This window comes from Nocardioides sp. P4_G4, assembly GCF_056401085.1.
In genome coordinates this window covers 1-15,411 of record NZ_JBFUKA010000095.1, presented here as the reverse complement: position 1 = coordinate 15,411, position 15,411 = coordinate 1, and the positions used below count along the sequence as shown (strand labels likewise).

The 15,411-nt window shown below is 73.0% G+C and carries 18 protein-coding genes and 3 tRNA genes; 10 read left to right on the top strand and 11 right to left on the bottom strand.

Annotated features, from left to right (window positions below):
• The 4 genes from AC1DQF_RS18470 to AC1DQF_RS18455 form a co-directional block, all read right to left on the bottom strand.
• The coding region (locus AC1DQF_RS18470; protein ID WP_477526691.1) for an RNA polymerase sigma factor at nt 1-1,146 on the bottom strand (1,146 nt) is incomplete at its 3' end.
• A 20-nt stretch (nt 1,147-1,166) separates the two neighbouring features.
• Nucleotides 1,167-1,523, bottom strand: coding sequence for a YciI family protein (locus tag AC1DQF_RS18465; RefSeq protein ID WP_477526690.1), 357 nt, complete (start codon nt 1,521-1,523; stop codon nt 1,167-1,169).
• Nucleotides 1,520-1,882 carry a YciI family protein gene (locus AC1DQF_RS18460; protein WP_477526689.1) on the bottom strand — a complete coding sequence of 121 codons (363 nt, stop codon included), beginning with the start codon at nt 1,880-1,882 and terminating at the stop codon, nt 1,520-1,522. The genes AC1DQF_RS18465 and AC1DQF_RS18460 overlap by 4 nt, the downstream gene beginning before the upstream one ends.
• A 19-nt stretch (nt 1,883-1,901) precedes the next feature.
• Nucleotides 1,902-2,252, bottom strand: a complete 351-nt coding sequence (locus AC1DQF_RS18455; RefSeq protein WP_477526688.1) for a YciI family protein — start codon at nt 2,250-2,252, stop codon at nt 1,902-1,904.
• Between the two features lie 142 nt (nt 2,253-2,394).
• Here AC1DQF_RS18455 and pgm point away from each other — a divergent pair, with 142 nt between their 5' ends.
• On the top strand, nt 2,395-4,059 hold the full coding sequence (gene pgm, locus AC1DQF_RS18450; protein ID WP_477526687.1) for a phosphoglucomutase (alpha-D-glucose-1,6-bisphosphate-dependent): 1,665 nt from the start codon (nt 2,395-2,397) through the stop codon (nt 4,057-4,059).
• Here pgm and AC1DQF_RS18445 read toward each other — a convergent pair.
• Entirely contained in the window at nt 4,049-4,783 is a 735-nt protein-coding gene (locus tag AC1DQF_RS18445; protein ID WP_477526686.1) for a class I SAM-dependent methyltransferase, read from the bottom strand. The genes pgm and AC1DQF_RS18445 overlap by 11 nt on opposite strands.
• The gene (locus AC1DQF_RS18440) at nt 4,783-6,426 is read right to left on the bottom strand and encodes an acyl-CoA dehydrogenase family protein (RefSeq protein ID WP_477526685.1); all 1,644 of its coding nucleotides are present in this window, start codon (nt 6,424-6,426) and stop codon (nt 4,783-4,785) included. The genes AC1DQF_RS18445 and AC1DQF_RS18440 overlap by 1 nt, the downstream gene beginning before the upstream one ends.
• Nucleotides 6,427-6,444: 18 nt before the next feature.
• On the opposite strand from AC1DQF_RS18440, the gene AC1DQF_RS18435 reads away from it, so the two are divergent.
• The 3 genes from AC1DQF_RS18435 to AC1DQF_RS18425 all read left to right on the top strand — a co-directional run bounded on the left by AC1DQF_RS18435 (nt 6,445) and on the right by AC1DQF_RS18425 (nt 8,791).
• Nucleotides 6,445-7,410 carry a YihY/virulence factor BrkB family protein gene (locus AC1DQF_RS18435; RefSeq protein WP_477526684.1) on the top strand — a complete coding sequence of 322 codons (966 nt, stop codon included), beginning with the start codon at nt 6,445-6,447 and terminating at the stop codon, nt 7,408-7,410.
• Between the two features lie 2 nt (nt 7,411-7,412).
• Complete coding sequence (locus AC1DQF_RS18430) at nt 7,413-8,519, top strand: potassium channel family protein (protein WP_477526683.1); 1,107 nt, start codon at nt 7,413-7,415, stop codon at nt 8,517-8,519.
• 128 nt (nt 8,520-8,647) lie between these two features.
• Nucleotides 8,648-8,791 (top strand): hypothetical protein, encoded by a 144-nt coding sequence (locus tag AC1DQF_RS18425; protein ID WP_477526682.1) that lies wholly within the window; start codon nt 8,648-8,650, stop codon nt 8,789-8,791.
• Nucleotides 8,792-8,796: 5 nt separating this feature from the next.
• Here the strand turns inward: AC1DQF_RS18425 and AC1DQF_RS18420 are convergent, their stop codons facing one another.
• A complete protein-coding gene (locus AC1DQF_RS18420; protein ID WP_477526681.1) occupies nt 8,797-9,570 on the bottom strand; it encodes a thioesterase family protein in 774 nt (257 codons plus the stop codon).
• A gap of 123 nt (nt 9,571-9,693) precedes the next feature.
• On the opposite strand from AC1DQF_RS18420, the gene AC1DQF_RS18415 reads away from it, so the two are divergent.
• The 3 genes from AC1DQF_RS18415 to AC1DQF_RS18405 are packed head-to-tail and all read left to right on the top strand — an operon-like array spanning nt 9,694 to nt 12,670.
• Nucleotides 9,694-10,128 (top strand): SRPBCC family protein, encoded by a 435-nt coding sequence (locus AC1DQF_RS18415; protein ID WP_477526680.1) that lies wholly within the window; start codon nt 9,694-9,696, stop codon nt 10,126-10,128.
• Nucleotides 10,125-11,069 (top strand): SDR family NAD(P)-dependent oxidoreductase, encoded by a 945-nt coding sequence (locus AC1DQF_RS18410; protein ID WP_477526679.1) that lies wholly within the window; start codon nt 10,125-10,127, stop codon nt 11,067-11,069. Before AC1DQF_RS18415 ends, AC1DQF_RS18410 begins: the two co-directional genes overlap by 4 nt.
• Nucleotides 11,069-12,670, top strand: coding sequence for a phytoene desaturase family protein (locus AC1DQF_RS18405; RefSeq protein WP_477526678.1), 1,602 nt, complete (start codon nt 11,069-11,071; stop codon nt 12,668-12,670). Before AC1DQF_RS18410 ends, AC1DQF_RS18405 begins: the two co-directional genes overlap by 1 nt.
• A gap of 33 nt (nt 12,671-12,703) precedes the next feature.
• Here AC1DQF_RS18405 and AC1DQF_RS18400 read toward each other — a convergent pair whose 3' ends face one another.
• Nucleotides 12,704-13,198 (bottom strand): DUF3253 domain-containing protein, encoded by a 495-nt coding sequence (locus AC1DQF_RS18400; protein ID WP_477526677.1) that lies wholly within the window; start codon nt 13,196-13,198, stop codon nt 12,704-12,706.
• A 248-nt stretch (nt 13,199-13,446) separates the two neighbouring features.
• Here AC1DQF_RS18400 and AC1DQF_RS18395 point away from each other — a divergent pair, with 248 nt between their 5' ends.
• The gene (locus AC1DQF_RS18395; protein ID WP_477526676.1) at nt 13,447-13,704 is read left to right on the top strand and encodes a GlsB/YeaQ/YmgE family stress response membrane protein; all 258 of its coding nucleotides are present in this window, start codon (nt 13,447-13,449) and stop codon (nt 13,702-13,704) included.
• An 86-nt stretch (nt 13,705-13,790) separates the two neighbouring features.
• Here the strand turns inward: AC1DQF_RS18395 and AC1DQF_RS18390 are convergent.
• The 3 genes from AC1DQF_RS18390 to AC1DQF_RS18380 all read right to left on the bottom strand — a co-directional run bounded on the left by AC1DQF_RS18390 (nt 13,791) and on the right by AC1DQF_RS18380 (nt 14,086).
• A tRNA-Val gene (locus AC1DQF_RS18390) sits at nt 13,791-13,865 on the bottom strand.
• Nucleotides 13,866-13,892: 27 nt separating this feature from the next.
• Nucleotides 13,893-13,966, bottom strand: a tRNA-Cys gene (locus AC1DQF_RS18385).
• A 47-nt stretch (nt 13,967-14,013) separates the two neighbouring features.
• Nucleotides 14,014-14,086, bottom strand: a tRNA-Gly gene (locus AC1DQF_RS18380).
• A gap of 135 nt (nt 14,087-14,221) precedes the next feature.
• Here AC1DQF_RS18380 and AC1DQF_RS18375 point away from each other — a divergent pair.
• The gene (locus tag AC1DQF_RS18375) at nt 14,222-15,043 is read left to right on the top strand and encodes an aminotransferase class IV (RefSeq protein ID WP_477526675.1); all 822 of its coding nucleotides are present in this window, start codon (nt 14,222-14,224) and stop codon (nt 15,041-15,043) included.
• A gap of 10 nt (nt 15,044-15,053) precedes the next feature.
• Nucleotides 15,054-15,395: a phosphoribosyl-AMP cyclohydrolase gene (gene hisI, locus AC1DQF_RS18370; protein WP_477526674.1), complete on the top strand. Its 342-nt coding sequence runs from the start codon at nt 15,054-15,056 to the stop codon at nt 15,393-15,395.
• Nucleotides 15,396-15,411 lie beyond the last annotated feature (16 nt).

Sequence of the window (15,411 nt, the reverse complement as noted above, 5' to 3'; positions counted from 1 at the left end):
CGCAGCCACCGCGTCGCCCTGCCGCACCAGCAGCTCGGCGCGCACGGCGGCGACGCGGTGGCTGGACGGGATGTCGACGCCCTCGAGCGCCGCGATCCCGGACGCCGGGCCGTGGGCCTCGGCGACGGCGACGGCCCGTGCGAGCCGCGCCGAGGGGGACGGGGTGACGGCCAGCAAGGTGTCGTAGAGCGCCACCACACGCTCCCACCGGGTGTCCTCGGGCCTGGCTGCGCGGGCGTGCTCGGCGGCGATCCGCGCCTGGAGCGTGTACGACGCCGCCGGCACGGTGATCGGTCCGGCCAGGGCGGGGTGGTCGAGCAGGCTCAACGCCTCGGCGATCTCGTCGTGGTGCCAGTGGGCGCGATCCTGGTCCGGCAGCAGCACGAGGCGGCCGTCGACCACGCGGGCGTCGCGCCGGGAGTGCTGCAGCAGCATCAGGGCGAGCAGGGCGACGAGGACCGGCTCGTCGGGTCGCACGCCGAGCACCACCCGCACCAGACGGATGGCCTCGCCGGACGTCTCGACGCGCAGCAGGTCCGGTCCGGTGCCGGGGGCGTAGCCCGCCGTGAACGCCAGGTAGGCGACCTGGGCGACGGCGTCGAGCCGGTCCGGCAGGACGCTGGCCCCGGGGACGCCGAACGGGATCGCGGCACCGACGATCTTCTTCTTGGCCCGGGTGAGGCGCGCGGCCATGGTGGCCTCGGGGACCAGGAAGAGCCGGGCGACGTCGGCGGTGGGGACGCCCAGCACCAGGCGCAGCGTCAGCGCGCTCGCGGCCTCGGGGGCCAGCGCCGGGTGGGCGCACATGAGCACCAGCCGCAGCAGGTCGTCCTCGACGAGGCCACCGGGGTCGGCCATGGTCCGCGCCCCTTCCTGTCGGTTCCCGGCCTCGCGGGCGAGGTGGGGCGTGCTGCGTCGCGCGGTCTCCTCGGCCCGGAGCCGGTCGAGCAGGCGCCGCCGGGCGGCGGTGAGCAGCCACGCCGCCGGGTTGTCGGGCACGCCGTCCTGCGGCCACCGTCGGGCGGCCGCCTCGACGGCGTCGCCCATCGCGTCCTCGACGAGGTCCACGCGGCGGTACTGCGCGAGGAGGAGGGCCACCAGCCGGCCCCACTCCTCGCGCACGGTGCGCTCCAGCACGTCGGTCACGTCAGGCTGCCCGGTCGACGTCAGTAGGAGACGTCGACGACCGGCGAGACCTGCATGTCGTACGCCGGCAGCTCGCCCAGCAGCTCGACGAGCACGTCGAGGTCGGGGGCCTCGATGAGGTAGAACCCGCCCATGCCCTCCACGACCTCTGCGTAGGGCCCGTCCGTCATCTCGAGCCGGCCCCCGCGGGTGCGCAGGGTCGTCGCCAGCCCGGCATCGGCGAGGGCCTCGCCGGCGAGCACCTCGACCCCGGGGCGCGCGGCGCACGCCTCGTCGAAGGCCCGGAACCGACCCATGGTGGCGGCCTGCTCGTCGGGGGTGTGCTCGCTCCAGGGCTTGACCTCCCCGTCGCCGATGAGGAGCACGAGGTACTTCACGACGGCCTCGACTCGGGCGAGACCGTGGGGACCACCTGCACCGCGTCACCGAGGGCGGCGATGATCTTGCAGCACTCGAGCAGGTCCTCGAGGTCGTCGGTGTCGATGTGGAAGTAGCCGCCGACCTGCTCGGTCGTCTCGGCGAACGGCCCCTCGGTCACGGTCGTGCCCCCGGGGTGGACGGTGCGGGCCTCGGCGCTGGCCTGCAGCTCGGCGCCACCGACCATTGTGTGGCCCCGCTCGGCGAGCTGCTGGGCGAAGCGCCCGTACTCGGCGTAGCCGTCCTTGCGCTCCTGCTCGGTCATGGTGGTCCACCAGCGATCGGCGTCCCCCAGGATCAGTACGACGTACTCGGTCATCTCAGTCTCCCTACGGTCTCTACTCGGCCATGCGGCGGAACTCGATGTGCTCACCCCGCGCGGCGAAGCGCTCGCACGCCGCGCGCAGGTCCGCCTCGTCGTCGGTCTCGACGAGGTAGAAGCCGACGACCTGCTCGGCGGTCTCCGAGAACGGCCCGTCCGTCACGAGGGCACCACCGTCGCCGTCGGGGCGCATCGAGGTCGCCTGCGCCGACGGGTCGAGCGGACCGACGGTCAGCAGGGTGTGCCCGCCGGACCGGAGGTCCTCGTGGAACGTGCCGTGCGACCGCATCCCCTTCTCGTGCTCGGACTCCGGCAGCGAGGCCCACTCGGCCTCGGGGGCCGGGAGCAGGATCAGGTATCGGCTCATCTGGTTCCTCCTGGATGGTGGGTCGCGGGTGCGACCTCACCACGATGACGGGCGGGCGTGGCCGGTTTCGACAGCACTCCCGAAATTCCTTTCGTGGGTGCCGGTCCTCGACGTGCGACCGGTGGGGCACCAAGATGGCGCCATGGCACCCGCAGATGCAGCATCCCGCGCCGGACAGCCCGCCGAGGCCCGCGACCTGGTCGACGTCGCCCACCTCGTCACCGCCTACTACACGGGGGTCCCGGATCCCGAGGACGTCGACCAGCAGGTCGCCTTCGGGACGAGCGGGCACCGCGGCTCGAGCCTCAAGACCTCCTTCAACGACACCCACATCGCCGCGACGACGCAGGCGATCTGCGACTACCGCCGCGATCAGGGCTACGACGGGCCGCTCTTCGTCGGCCGCGACACCCACGCGCTCTCCGAGCCCGCCTGGGCCACCGCGCTCGAGGTGCTGGCGGCCAACGACGTCACCGTGCTCGTCGACGACCGCGACGGCTACACCCCCACGCCCGCGGTCTCGCACGCGATCATCCGTGCCAACGGCGGCCGCTCCACGGGCGCCGGCCTCGCCGACGGCATCGTGGTCACGCCGTCGCACAACCCGCCCGCCGACGGCGGCTTCAAGTACAACCCCCCGCACGGCGGGCCCGCCGACACCGACGCCACCAGCGTCATCGCCGCGCGCGCCAACGCGCTGATCGCGGCCGGGCTGGACGGCGTACGCCGGATCCCGTTCTCGCGCGCCCGGGCGGCGGCGGGGTCCTACGACTTCCTCGGGACGTACGTCGACGACCTCCCGCAGGTGCTCGACCTCGACGCCGTCCGGGAGGCGGGGGTGCGCATCGGCGCCGACCCGCTGGGTGGCGCGAGCGTGCACTACTGGGGCGAGATCGCCGACCGGCACGGGCTGGACCTGACCGTGGTCAACCCGCTCGTGGACCCGACGTGGCGCTTCATGACGCTCGACTGGGACGAGAAGATCCGGATGGACTGCTCGTCCCCCTCGGCGATGGCGTCCCTGATCCGCCTCCTCGAGGGGGGAGCCGAGTACGACCTCGCGACCGGCAACGACGCCGACGCCGACCGGCACGGCATCGTCACGCCGGACGCCGGCCTGATGAACCCCAACCACTTCCTCGCCGTCGCCATCGGCTACCTCTTCGGCGGCGCGCGACCCGGCTGGCCGGACACCGCCCGGATCGGCAAGACGCTGGTGTCGAGCTCGATGATCGACCGGGTGGCCGCATCCATCGGCAAGCCGCTGGTGGAGGTGCCGGTGGGCTTCAAGTGGTTCGTCCCCGGCCTGATCGACGGGTCCTTCGGCTTCGGCGGCGAGGAGTCGGCGGGCGCGTCCTTCCTGCGCCGCGACGGCTCGACGTGGACGACCGACAAGGACGGGCTGCTGCTGGCCCTGCTGGCCAGCGAGATCCTGGGCCGCACCGGGCGGACGCCCAGCCAGCACTATGCCGACCTCGTCGCCGAGCACGGCGACCCGGCGTACGCCCGCGTCGACGCCCCCGCCGACCGCGCGCAGAAGGCCAAGCTCGCCGCCCTCTCGCCCGACGACGTCGCCGCGACGTCACTGGCGGGGGAGGAGATCACCGGCAAGCTCACCGAGGCACCGGGCAACGGCGCGAAGATCGGCGGGCTCAAGGTCACGACGGAGTCGGCGTGGTTCGCGGCGCGGCCGAGCGGGACCGAGGACGTCTACAAGATCTACGCCGAGTCGTTCCGCGGTCCCGACCACCTCGCCCAGGTGCAGGCAGAGGCACGCGAGGTCGTGTCCGCGGCACTCAACGCCTGACGGCGTCGATCTCCAGCCGCACGTAGTCGATCACCGGCTCGACCATCGCCTCGCGCACCGCCGTCACGAACGGCCGGTGCTCCTCGGGCGGCAGGGTCGCGAGGTGCGAGCCGAGGTTGACGGTGGCGAGGTAGGTCTCCATCAGCTCGGTGTCCTCGAGGCGCAGCGGGTCGGGTCGCAGCCGCACGTCCTCGACCTCGAAGCCGGCGCCCTCGAGCGACGTGCGGGTCTCGTCGACGCCCTTGAACGAGGTGCCGAACTTCCCGTCGCCGGTCACCTCGACCAGCGCCGCGGTCATCACCGCGAGCTGGCCCTGCCCGCCGCAGTCCGAGGTGAGCCGGGCACCGGGTCGCATCACGGCCGCGAGGTTGGTGAAGAGCAGGTCGTGGTCGCTGACCCAGTGGAATGCCGCGACGCTCATCACCGCGTCCACCGGCTCGGTCAGCGGCAGGGGCTCGGTGAGGTCCGCGACGATCAGCTCCGCGCGGTCGCGCAGCCGCATGCGCGCCTGGCCGATCATCTGCTCCGAGCCGTCGATCCCGACGAGCCGCACGTCGGGCCAGCGCTCGAGCAGCGCCTCGCCGTCGCGTCCGGTGCCGCACCCGGCGTCGAGCACCCGCTCGTGGCCCTCGAGATGCATCCGGTCGAGCACGCGCTGCCCCCACGCGACGTGGGGGAGCGGCAGGGCGTCGTACGTCGACGCGTCCCACTCGCGGGTGGCCATCAGCCCACCACCGGGGTCGCGCGCTCGACGATCGCGGCCAGGTCGCAGCCGGCCAGGGTGCCGAACGTGCCGTGGTACGCCGCCCCGAGCCGGTTGGCGCAGAACGCGTCGGCCACCTCGGGCGGCCCGAACCGGACGAGCAGGGAACCCTGGAGGCAGGCCGCCATCTGGCCGGCGAGCCGCCGGGCCGACACCTCGAGCGAGGTGACGTCGCCGAGCAGGGAGAGCGTGTCGTCGATCGCGCGGTCCAGGTGCGGGTCCTCGCCGCGGGCCGCGCCGACCTCGGTGATCCACGCCTCCAGCACTTCCGGCTCACGGGACAGGGCGCGCAGCACGTCGAGCGCGTTGACGTTGCCGGACCCCTCCCACACGGAGTTGAGCGGCGACTCGCGGAACAGGAGCGGCATCCCGGACTCCTCGACGTACCCGTTGCCGCCCAGGCACTCGAGCGCCTCCGCGACCATGAAGGGCGTCCGCTTGCACACCCAGAACTTCGCCAGCGGCAGCGCGATCCGCCGCAGGGCGACCTCGTGGGCGTCGCCCGGTCGGTCCACCGCGGCCGCGAGACGCATGGCCAGCGCCGTGGCGGCCTCGGACTCCACGGCGAGGTCGGCGACGACGTTCTGCATGAGCGGCTTGTCGACCAGCCGTCCGCCGAAGGCCGAGCGGTGGGTGACGTGCCACGACGCCTCCGCGAGCGACCGGCGCATCAGGGACGCGGATCCCAGCACGCAGTCGAGACGGGTGGCGGCGACCATCTCGATGATCGTGCGCACGCCGCGACCCTCGTCCCCGAGGCGCTGGGCCAGGGTCCCGTCGAGCTCGAGCTCGGAGGAGGCGTTGGAACGGTTGCCGAGCTTGTCCTTGAGGCGGACGACGTCGATGCGGTTGCGGGTGCCGTCGTCGAGGACGCGGGGGACCACGAAGCAGGTCAACCCGCCCTCGGCCTGGGCGAGCACCAGGAAGACGTCGTTCATCGGCGCCGACGTGAACCACTTGTGCCCGTGCAGCGTGTACCAGCCGCTCTCGGCCGTGGGGCGAGCCTGCGTCACGTTGGCTCGGACGTCGGAGCCGCCCTGCTTCTCGGTCATGCCCATGCCGGCCAGTGCGCCCAGCTTGGCGCCGTGGGCGCGGACCCCGGGGTCGTAGCGCAGGGAGGCGAGCAGCGGGGTCCACTCCGCGGCGATCGCTGCGTCGGCCCGCAGCGCCGGGACGGCGGCGTACGTCATGGAGATCGGGCAACCGTGGCCGGGCTCGGTCTGCGACCAGGCGAGGAAGCCGGCCGCGCGCCGCACGTGCGCGTGCGGGTCGCCGGCGGCCTGCCGCTCCCACGGGGTGGCGGCGAGGCCGTGCCCGACGGCCCGCTCCATCAGCCAGTGCCACGAGGGGTGGAAGGAGACCTCGTCGATGCGGGTGCCGTAGCGGTCGTAGGCGACCAGCTCGGGGTGATGGGTGTTGGCCAGCATCCCGTGCTCGCGGGCGTCGGCGGTGCCGGCCTCGGCCCCGAGGGCGGTGAGGTCGTCGAGGACGGCGTCGGAGGCGTGTAGGCGCACCGCCTCGGCGAGCGCGAGGTCGGAGGTGACGACGTTGTGACCGACGAGCGGCGGGGCCTGGTTGGTGGCGTCCCGGAGTTGGGCCTGCATGGTGGATACCGTAGGCCCATGGTGTCGGTGGGAGAGCAGCATCCGGCGCTGCGGACCCTGCGGACCAAGGGTGTGAGCGTGCGTGAGCACCTGTGGCGGATCACGGTTGCCACGGTGGGGTCGTGCATGCGCTACCGGGTGACCGGGCTGGCGGCCGAGGCGGCGTTCTTCGCGATCCTCTCGGTGCCGCCGCTGGTCTTCGCGATGGCGGGCGCGATCGGCTACGTCTCCGAGCGCTTCAGCGCGGCCCAGCTCGACGACGTGCGCCAGGCGGTGCTGGACCTGTCGTCGCAGGCGCTCACCGAGCGGGCGGTCAACACGATCATCCGACCGACCATCGACACGGTGCTCGACGGCGGTCGGTACGACGTCATCTCGGTCGGGTTCGTGCTCGCGTTGTGGTCGGGTTCCCGGGCGCTCAACGTCTTCGTCGACACCATCACGATCATGCACGGGCTCGGCGGGCACCGGGGGATCGTCAAGACGCGCGCGCTGTCCTTCGTCCTCTACGTGATGGCGATGCTCACCGGGATGGTGAGCATCCCGCTCGTGGTGGCCGGGCCCACGCTGGTCGAGCGCTGGCTGCCGCAACGCTTCGAGTTCCTGATGAGCTTCTACTGGCCGCTGGTGCTCCTCCTGTGCATCTGCTTCCTGGCCACCCTCTACCACGTGTCCGTGCCGGTGCGGACGAACTGGGCGTTCAACCTCCCGGGAGCGACCTTCTCGCTGGTGGCCTGGATCGCGGGCTCGTTCGTGCTCCGCTGGGTGCTGACGGCCACGGCGGCCGAGTCGAGGTCGATCTACGGTCCGCTGGCGGCCCCGATCGCGGTGATGCTGTGGCTCTACCTGCTGGCCATCGCGGTGCTCATCGGGGCGGCGGTCAACGCCTCCTTCGACACGGTCTTCCCCCAGGGCTCGACGACGCGCGCACGGCACGAGCTCGTGCAGCGCCTGCGCGGCCGCATCACCGTGAAAGACTCCTGAGCGTGCCCGACCTGCCCCCGCGTCATTCGAGCTCGATCCACGGCGCGACGGTCTCGCTCCCGGACCCGGCCCGGTCCCCGTGGTGGGAGCTGGGGCGGCGGCTGCTGCTGGCCATGGCCATCCTCGTGGGGACCGTCCTGCTTGTCTACCTCGACCGCGACGGCTACCGCGACGGCAACGACCCGCCCTTCTACGGGGTCAACCTCATCGACTCGATCTACTACACGACCGTCACGCTGAGCACGACCGGGTACGGCGACATCGCGCCCGTCTCGGACGCCGCGAGGCTGATCAACGCATTCGTCATCACCCCGCTCCGCATCGCCTTCCTGGTGCTGTTGATCGGTACCACCCTGGAGGTCCTTGCCTCCCAGGGCCGCGAGATGTTCCGGGTCGCCCGGTGGAGGAAGAGCATGGGAGAGCAGGAGCACGTCGTCGTCGTCGGCTACGGCACCAAGGGCCGCAGCGCCGTCGACACGCTGGTCAACAACGGCCAGAACCGCGAGGCGATCGTGGTCGTCGACCCGAGCGCGCTGGCGCTCGAGGAGGCCCATGCGGACGGGCTCGCCGTGGTCACGGGCGACGCGACCCGGCGCGAGGTGCTGCGCCGCGCCGGCGTCCAGACCGCCGGCCAGGTCATCATCACCACCGACCGCGACGACTCCAACGTGCTCGCCACCCTGACCGTGCGCCAGCTCAACCCCGACGCCTGGATCGTGGCGGCGGTGCGTGAGCAGGAGAACGTCTCGCTGATGAAGCAGTCCGGCGCCAACTCGGTCATCACCTCCTCCGACGCGGTCGGCCGCCTGCTCGGCCTGTCGTCCATGTCACCGATGCTCGGCTCGGTGATGGAGGACCTGCTGACGTACGGCGAGGGCCTCGAGGTCGCCGAGCGCGACCTGCTGGTCAACGAGGTCGGCAGGCAGCCGCAGTCACTCCCCGACCAGGTCATCGCCGTGATCCGCGACGAGAAGGTCTACCGCTACTTCGACCCGGTCGTCACCCTGCTGGCCCGCGGCGACCGGCTGATCGTCGTACGACCGGCCAAGGAGCTTCCCTGGGCCCCGCGGCCGGGAACGCACGGCGAGGAGTCCGCGGACGAGGACTGACCCGGTTCGCGTCCCACGAGGGCGACCGGGTCCGGGTCTGCGGCCCGCTGCGGGGGACGGGCCGAGCGGAGGGCGTCACCTTCCTCAACCTCGGGCACGACCACCCCGATCCGGATCGCTTCACGGTCGTGATCTGGGAGGAGGCGCCGCGGCGGTCGTGGAGCCTCGGGTCGCGCCTGTGCGTGCGCGGCACCGTCGAGGCGTTCGAGGACGTCTACGAGATGCAGTACGACACGATGGACGACTTCGAGGCCGCCTCGACCGTGCGCTGAGCCCGTCAGCGCCCCAGGGGGCGGACGGTGAGCGACTGGGCGATCGTGCCCAGCGGCCCCGTCTCGTCGTGCAGGACGGTGCTGGTCAGGCCGTGGCCGGCCGGTCCGAAGGAGACCGTGGTGTCGAAGCCCAGCCAGCCCGGCGCCGGTGCGCGGAAGAGATGGGCCGTGAGGTCGAGGTTGGGGAACGCCACCTCCCGCGGGTCGGCGCGCACCGTCATGCCGTTGGCGATGTCGAGCAGTCCCGCCGCGCGGGCGGTCGGGCTGACCGGCTCGTCGAGGAGCGGGACGTCGGTGCGGACCCAGTAGCCGCCACGGCCGGGACCGTGCTGCGCACGCCGCAGCTCGACGGAGTCGATGAACCCGCCGGGCCACACCGTCGTCGGGTCCCACGGCTCCATGGCGTCGGGGGAGGGGAGAGCGGGGAGGTCGGTGCCGGCGAGGGCCGGGGTCTCGCCGGCGCTCAGCAGCCACGCCCGCAGGAGCACCCCCGGTCGGCCGTCGTGGGACAGCTCGGCCTCGACCAGCTCGATGGTGCGGCCGGGCCGGCGCACGTGGACCGCGACGGAGACCTCCTCCATGGGCAGCGTGCCGAGGATGTCGTAGGAGAGCCGGGACAGGACCAGGCCGTCGTCGCGGCGACCATCTCGGTGCTGCTCCACGAGGTGGGCCAGCAGGCCCAGCGCGGGGGCCACGTGCTGCTCGGCGGTGTTCCAGGCGCCGCCCACGTGCTCGGTGGGGGTCCAGCGGGTCTCACCCGTGCGCTCGAAGTAGGGCATCGGGGCCATCCTCGCAGGGCCCGCCCGCCGTGACACGAGGCACCCGAGGAAGGCCCCTGGGGGTGGTGGGAGAAGCAGGGCCGTCTCGCTAGCGTGGAGGGATCCCCACGACAGGAGCCACCCATGGCGGAGAACGCACGCCTCGTCCACGCGAGCCCGGAGCAGGTGTGGGACGTCCTCTGCGACGGCTGGGTCTACCCGGTCTGGGTGGTGGGCGCCGCGCGGATGCGGGAGGTGGAGGACACGTGGCCCGCGGTGGGCAGCAAGCTGCACCACTCGGTGGGGCCGTGGCCGTTGCTGATCAACGACAACACCGAGGTCCTCGCGTCGGTCCCAGGGAGCTCGCTGACGTTGCGAGCACGCGCGTGGCCGCTGGGTGAGGCCCACGTCGAGATCCGGTTGGTCCCGGTGGGAGACGAGACCGAGGTGCACATCGAGGAGGACGTCGTCTCCGGTCCCGGCACCCTGACCCCGCCCCCGCTGCGCGGCATGAGCCTGAAGTGGCGCAACACCGAGACCCTGCGCCGCCTCGCCTACATCGCGGAGCGGCGCCGGTGACCCGCGCGCCTCGCGTGGTGCTGGTGACCGGGGCCTCGAGCGGCATCGGCGAGGCGACGGCGGAGCTGGCCGCGCGCCGCGGCGACCACCTCGTGCTGCTGGCCCGGGGGTCGGTCGCCCTCGAGCGCGTGGCCGCCGGCTGCGACGACCTCGGCGCCGCCTCGACGACGGTCTCGGCAGTGGACATGGCCGACGACGACGCCGTACGCCGGGCGGTCGCGGACGCCGTCACCCGGCACGGGCGGCTCGACGTCGTCGTGGGCAGTGCCGGCGTCGTCGCCTACGGCCGCCTCCAGGACGTGCCGGCCGCGGTCTTCGACGGCGTGCTCGACACCAACCTCAAGGGGTCCGTCAACCTCGTCCGCCACGTCCTGCCCGTGCTCCGTGAGCAGGGGACCGGCAGCCTGGTGCTGGTCGGCTCCCTGATCGGGCACATCGCGGTGCCCGACATGGCGGCGTACGTCCTGTCCAAGTGGGGGGTGCGCGGACTGGTGCGGCAGCTGCGGGTCGACAACCGCGACCGGCCACGACTCCGCTTCGGGTACGTGGCGCCGGGCGGGGTGGACACGCCCATCTACGAGCAGGCCGCGACCTACGGCGACGCCGTCGGACGCCCGCCCTTCCCCGTCCAGTCGCCGGAGCGGGTCGCCGCGCAGGTGCTCGCGACGGCGGACCACCCGTGGCGCGGCGGTCAGACCTCACCGGCCAACCACGTGATCCGGTTGGGCTTCACCGTGCTGCCGGGGGTCTTCGACCGGCTCGTGGGACCCCTGTTCCGGGTCGCCGCCCAGGACCTCGAGCGCGAGGTGGTGCTCGGACCGGGCAACGTCCTGGAGACCCGCCAGGAGCACAATGCGCTGCGGGGGAGCCAGGGCAGTGCCCTGGCCGGGATCGGCCGCAACGTGGCCGAGCTGGTCCGACGACGAAGGGATCGGTCCTGATGCACGACGCAGTGGTGGTGGGCGCCGGACCCAACGGGCTGGTCGCCGCCAACCGGTTGGTCGATGCCGGCTGGTCGGTGCTGCTGCTGGAGGCCCAGCCGGACGTGGGCGGTGCGGTGCGCAGCGACCGGGAGCTGCACCCCGACTACGTGCACGACACCTTCAGCGCGTTCTACCCGCTGGCGGCCTCCTCGCCGACGATCCGTTCCTTCGACCTCGAGCAGCACGGCCTGACGTGGCGGCACGCCCCGGCGGTGCTCGGGCATCCGTTCCCCGACGGGAGCTGGGCGGTGCTCCACCGCGAGCGCGAGGCGACCGCCGCCGGGCTCGACGCGCTGCACCCCGGCGACGGGGAGGCCTGGCTGGAGCTGTGCGCACAGTGGGACCGCGTGGGGCCCCACCTGATCGGCGCCCTGCTGACCCCGTTCCCGCCGGTGCGCCACGGTCTCGGAGTCCTGGCCGCACTGCGTCACGTGGGCGGCCTCGGTTTCGTCAAGACGCTGCTCACCCCGGTCGCCGAGCTCGGCCGGCAACGCTTCGGCGGCGAGGCTGCTCGCGTGCTGCTCGCCGGCAACGCCGCGCACGCCGACATCCCCCTGGACGCGCCAGGCTCCTCGCTGCTGGGGCTGCTGCTGGCGATGATGGGCCAGACGGTCGGCTTCCCCGTCCCGGAGGGTGGCGCCGGTGAGCTCACCCAGGCCCTGGCGCGCCGGTTCGCGGCGCGCGGCGGCGAGATCCGCACCGACGCCGAGGTGACCCGCGTCGAGGTGTCGCAGGGGCGCGTCGCCGCCGTGCGGACCGCCGACGGTGAGCGGTACGCCGTACGCCGTGCCGTCGTGGCCGACGTCCTGGCGCCCACCCTCTACACGCAGCTGCTGGACCCCGCCGACGTGCCCGACACGGTGACGCGGGCGCTGCGCACCTTCGAGCTCGACCCGGGCACGGTCAAGGTCGACTGGGCCCTGGACGGGGTCGTCCCGTGGACCGGCGCGCCCGACCTGGCGCCCGGCACCGTGCACGTGGCCGACTCGGTGGAGGACATGAGCCTGGCCATGACCCAGGTGCAGGCCGGTGCGGTGCCGGCGTCGCCCTTCATGCTCACCGGCCAGATGACCTCCTCGGACTCCTCGCGCTCGCCCGCCGGCACGGAGTCCTTCTGGGCCTACACGCACGTCCCGCAGCGGGTGTCGAGCGACGCGGGGGACGGCGGCATCCGTGGGGTGTGGGACAGCGACGACTGCGAGCGGTTCGCCGACCGGATGCAGGCGCGCCTCGAGCGCCTCGCACCCGGGTTCGTCGACCGGGTGGTGGCGCGGCGCGTGCTCGGGCCGCGCGAGATGGAGGCGCGGGACGCCAACCTCGTCGGTGGGGCGCTCAACGGCGGGACCGCCCAGCTGCACCAGCAGCTGGTCTTCCGTCCCGTCCCGGGACTGGGCCGCGCCGAGACGCCCGTGCGTGGGCTCTACCTGGGCTCGGCCTCCGCCCACCCGGGCGGTGGCGTGCACGGGGCCTGCGGCGACAACGCCGCGCGGGCCGCGCTCGCCCACGACCGGGTGGACCGGGTGCTGCCGGGGCGCGCCCGCCGGCTGCGCCTGCCCTGACCCGCGGTCGCCGGCGTGCGGTGGTCGACCCGCTCAGCGCTCGAGCGCAGGACCCGGAGCGATGCGCACCGGACCGCGGGCCCGGTCGGGGTCCACCCGCTCGCCTCCCTGTCGCACCTCGACCACCTGCTCCTCGTGCAGCTCGCGGGCCACGTCGCGCGCGACGTCCATGACGTCGCGCCAGGCCTCGCCGCCCACGACCCGGGCGGCGTCGCTGGGGCAGATGGTGCTGGTCTCCCGGTGCCGCAGGAGCGCGCGCATGGTGGCGGCCAGCCGGTCGCGTCGTCCCTGCTCGGTGGGCTCCTCCCACCAGGGCTCGCCGCGCTCGCCGAGCGCGACCTTGGCGTCCTGCACGAACGGGCGTACCTCGTCGCCGCGGGTGCGCACCAGCCGCCGGGCGCGCATCAGCTCCTCGACCAGCTCGGCGCGCAGGGCTTCGGGGATCGAGGTGTCGGTGGCGCGCCACCGTCGGCCGCCGACCACGATGTGGTGGCCGTCCGGGGTGCGTTCGACGTCGTCACCGCTCATGCGGCCACCCTAGGCAGGAGGGGGGCAGGGACCGCGCCGGCGGTGGACCGTGCCGGCGGGGAATCTCGGGGGAGGGACTCCCCACCGGCGCGGCAGCACGAAACTACTCCCGTGGTGGGCGGCTGTCTGCTCGCACGGTCGACGGGTTCGCCAAAACTGGTGATCGAGTTCTGCGGGGCCGGTCCGCAGCGTGAACCTCACCCGTGACGGGTGAGGTCGCGCCGCCTGGGGACACGTAGGTTCGGGACGTGCTCATCCTCGCCGTCCTCGTGTTCGGGTTCCTCGTCGGAGGGCTCGCCCAGCTGCTGCTGGGTCGGTCCATGCGCGAGGTCAACTGGCCCCGGGCCCTCGGCCTGGGACTGCTCGGCTCCCTGGTGGGCGGGACCGTGCTGAGCCTGGTCTTCGGGGAGGGCTTCGAGCTCCGACCGGCCGGGATCATCGGCTCGGTCCTCGGCGCCGTGCTGCTCACCGCCGTCGTGGAGCGCGGCGCGAAGACGTCGCACTGAGCGGTTCGAGATCGAGCACGGCTCGACGACGTGGGACCCAGAAATCGGAAAGAGGCCCCCGAGAGGGCCTCTGACCTGCGGTGTTCTGGTGGGCGATACTGGGATTGAACCAGTGACCTCTTCCGTGTCAGGGAAGCGCGCTACCGCTGCGCCAATCGCCCGAGGTCGTGCTGTTCACTTGTGGAGCGTGGAGGTGGGTACGGGATTTGAACCCGTGTACACGGATTTGCAGTCCGTTGCCTCGCCTCTCGGCCAACCCACCGCGGGGGCCTTCCCAACATGAAGAAGGCACGGGGAGAGACCTCTCCGAGCGGACAACGAGACTCGAACTCGCGACCTCAACCTTGGCAAGGTTGCGCTCTACCAACTGAGCTATGTCCGCCTGTACTTTCCCTCCGGTGACCCGTCGGGAAGACGAGTGGAACAGTAGCCGACGGAATGAGCCGTGCCAAAACCGGGTCCTCGACCGCGTGTTCCCACACGTCGTCCGGGGCTGCGGACTGCCTAGAGTGGCGCCATGCGAGCGTGGATGAACGGCGACCTGCTGACCGACCCGACCGGCGCCGTGCTGGGGGTCACGGACCACGGCTTCACCGTCGGCGACGGTGTCTTCGAGTCGATCAAGACCCTCGACGGCCGCCCCTTCGCGCTCACCCGGCACCTCGAGCGGCTCGCCCGGTCCGCGACCGGGCTGGGCCTCGAGGCCCCGGACGAGGCCGTCGTGCGTCGCGGCGTCGACGAGGTCCTCGCCGGCACGGCCGACCCCCTCGGGCGGCTGCGGATCACCTACAGCGCCGGGCCGGCGCCGATGGGGTCAGGCCGGGGCGACGGGCCCGCCACCCTGGTCGTCGCCCACTCCGCGATCGAGCCGACGGGGGAGTCCACGGCGGTGGCGACCGTCCCGTGGACCCGTAACGAGCGCGGCGCGACGGCGGGCCTCAAGACCACGTCGTACGCCGAGAACGTCATCGCGCTCGCGAGGGCGCAGGAGCACGGCGCCACCGAGGCGATCTTCGCCAACACCGCAGGCCACCTCTGCGAGGGCACCGGCACCAACGTCTTCTACGTCGTCGACGCCGAGCTGCGCACGCCCACCCTCGCCAGCGGCTGCCTGGCCGGCGTCACCCGGGCCCTGGTGCTCGAGTGGTGCGGCGGCCGGGAGGTGGACGAGCCCCTCGAGGTGGCGCAGGCGGCCGACGAGGCGTTCCTGGTCTCGACGACGCGCGACGTGCAGGCGATCGCCCGCTGGGACGGCCGCGAGCTCCCCGCCCCCGGCCCGGTGACCGCGGAGTGTGCCGCCACGTGGCGCCGCCGCGAGGCCGAGCAGATCGACCCCTGATACTGGACGGGTGACCGACCTGGATCCCGCCGTCGCCGCGCGCCTCAAGCGCTCGGCCGACGGCCTGGTGCCCGCCATCGCCCAGCAGCACGACACCGGCGAGGTGCTCATGCTCGGCTGGATGGACGACGAGGCTCTGGCCCGCACGCTGGCGACCCGGCGGGCGACGTACTGGAGCCGCTCGCGACAGGAGTACTGGGTCAAGGGCGAGACGTCCGGCCACGCGCAGCACGTCCACGAGGTTCGGCTCGACTGCGACGGCGACACGATCCTGCTCAAGGTCGAGCAGGTGGGCGCCGCCTGCCACACCGGCGAACGCACCTGCTTCGACGCGGACCGGCTCGATGACTGAGCCCGTGCCCGACGAG

What these genes read in the sequence shown, in the direction of transcription:
- AC1DQF_RS18420 (WP_477526681.1), bottom strand. Translation starts at nt 9,570, where the DNA reads ATGCCCTACTTCGAGCGCACGGGTGAGACCCGCTGGACCCCCACCGAG.
- AC1DQF_RS18455 (WP_477526688.1), bottom strand. Translation starts at nt 2,252, where the DNA reads ATGAGCCGATACCTGATCCTGCTCCCGGCCCCCGAGGCCGAGTGGGCC.
- pgm (WP_477526687.1), top strand. Translation starts at nt 2,395, where the DNA reads ATGGCACCCGCAGATGCAGCATCCCGCGCCGGACAGCCCGCCGAGGCC.
- AC1DQF_RS18415 (WP_477526680.1), top strand. Translation starts at nt 9,694, where the DNA reads ATGGCGGAGAACGCACGCCTCGTCCACGCGAGCCCGGAGCAGGTGTGG.
- AC1DQF_RS18440 (WP_477526685.1), bottom strand. Translation starts at nt 6,426, where the DNA reads ATGCAGGCCCAACTCCGGGACGCCACCAACCAGGCCCCGCCGCTCGTC.
- AC1DQF_RS18435 (WP_477526684.1), top strand. Translation starts at nt 6,445, where the DNA reads ATGGTGTCGGTGGGAGAGCAGCATCCGGCGCTGCGGACCCTGCGGACC.
- AC1DQF_RS18445 (WP_477526686.1), bottom strand. Translation starts at nt 4,783, where the DNA reads ATGGCCACCCGCGAGTGGGACGCGTCGACGTACGACGCCCTGCCGCTC.
- AC1DQF_RS18405 (WP_477526678.1), top strand. Translation starts at nt 11,069, where the DNA reads ATGCACGACGCAGTGGTGGTGGGCGCCGGACCCAACGGGCTGGTCGCC.
- AC1DQF_RS18375 (WP_477526675.1), top strand. Translation starts at nt 14,222, where the DNA reads ATGCGAGCGTGGATGAACGGCGACCTGCTGACCGACCCGACCGGCGCC.
- AC1DQF_RS18400 (WP_477526677.1), bottom strand. Translation starts at nt 13,198, where the DNA reads ATGAGCGGTGACGACGTCGAACGCACCCCGGACGGCCACCACATCGTG.
- AC1DQF_RS18460 (WP_477526689.1), bottom strand. Translation starts at nt 1,882, where the DNA reads ATGACCGAGTACGTCGTACTGATCCTGGGGGACGCCGATCGCTGGTGG.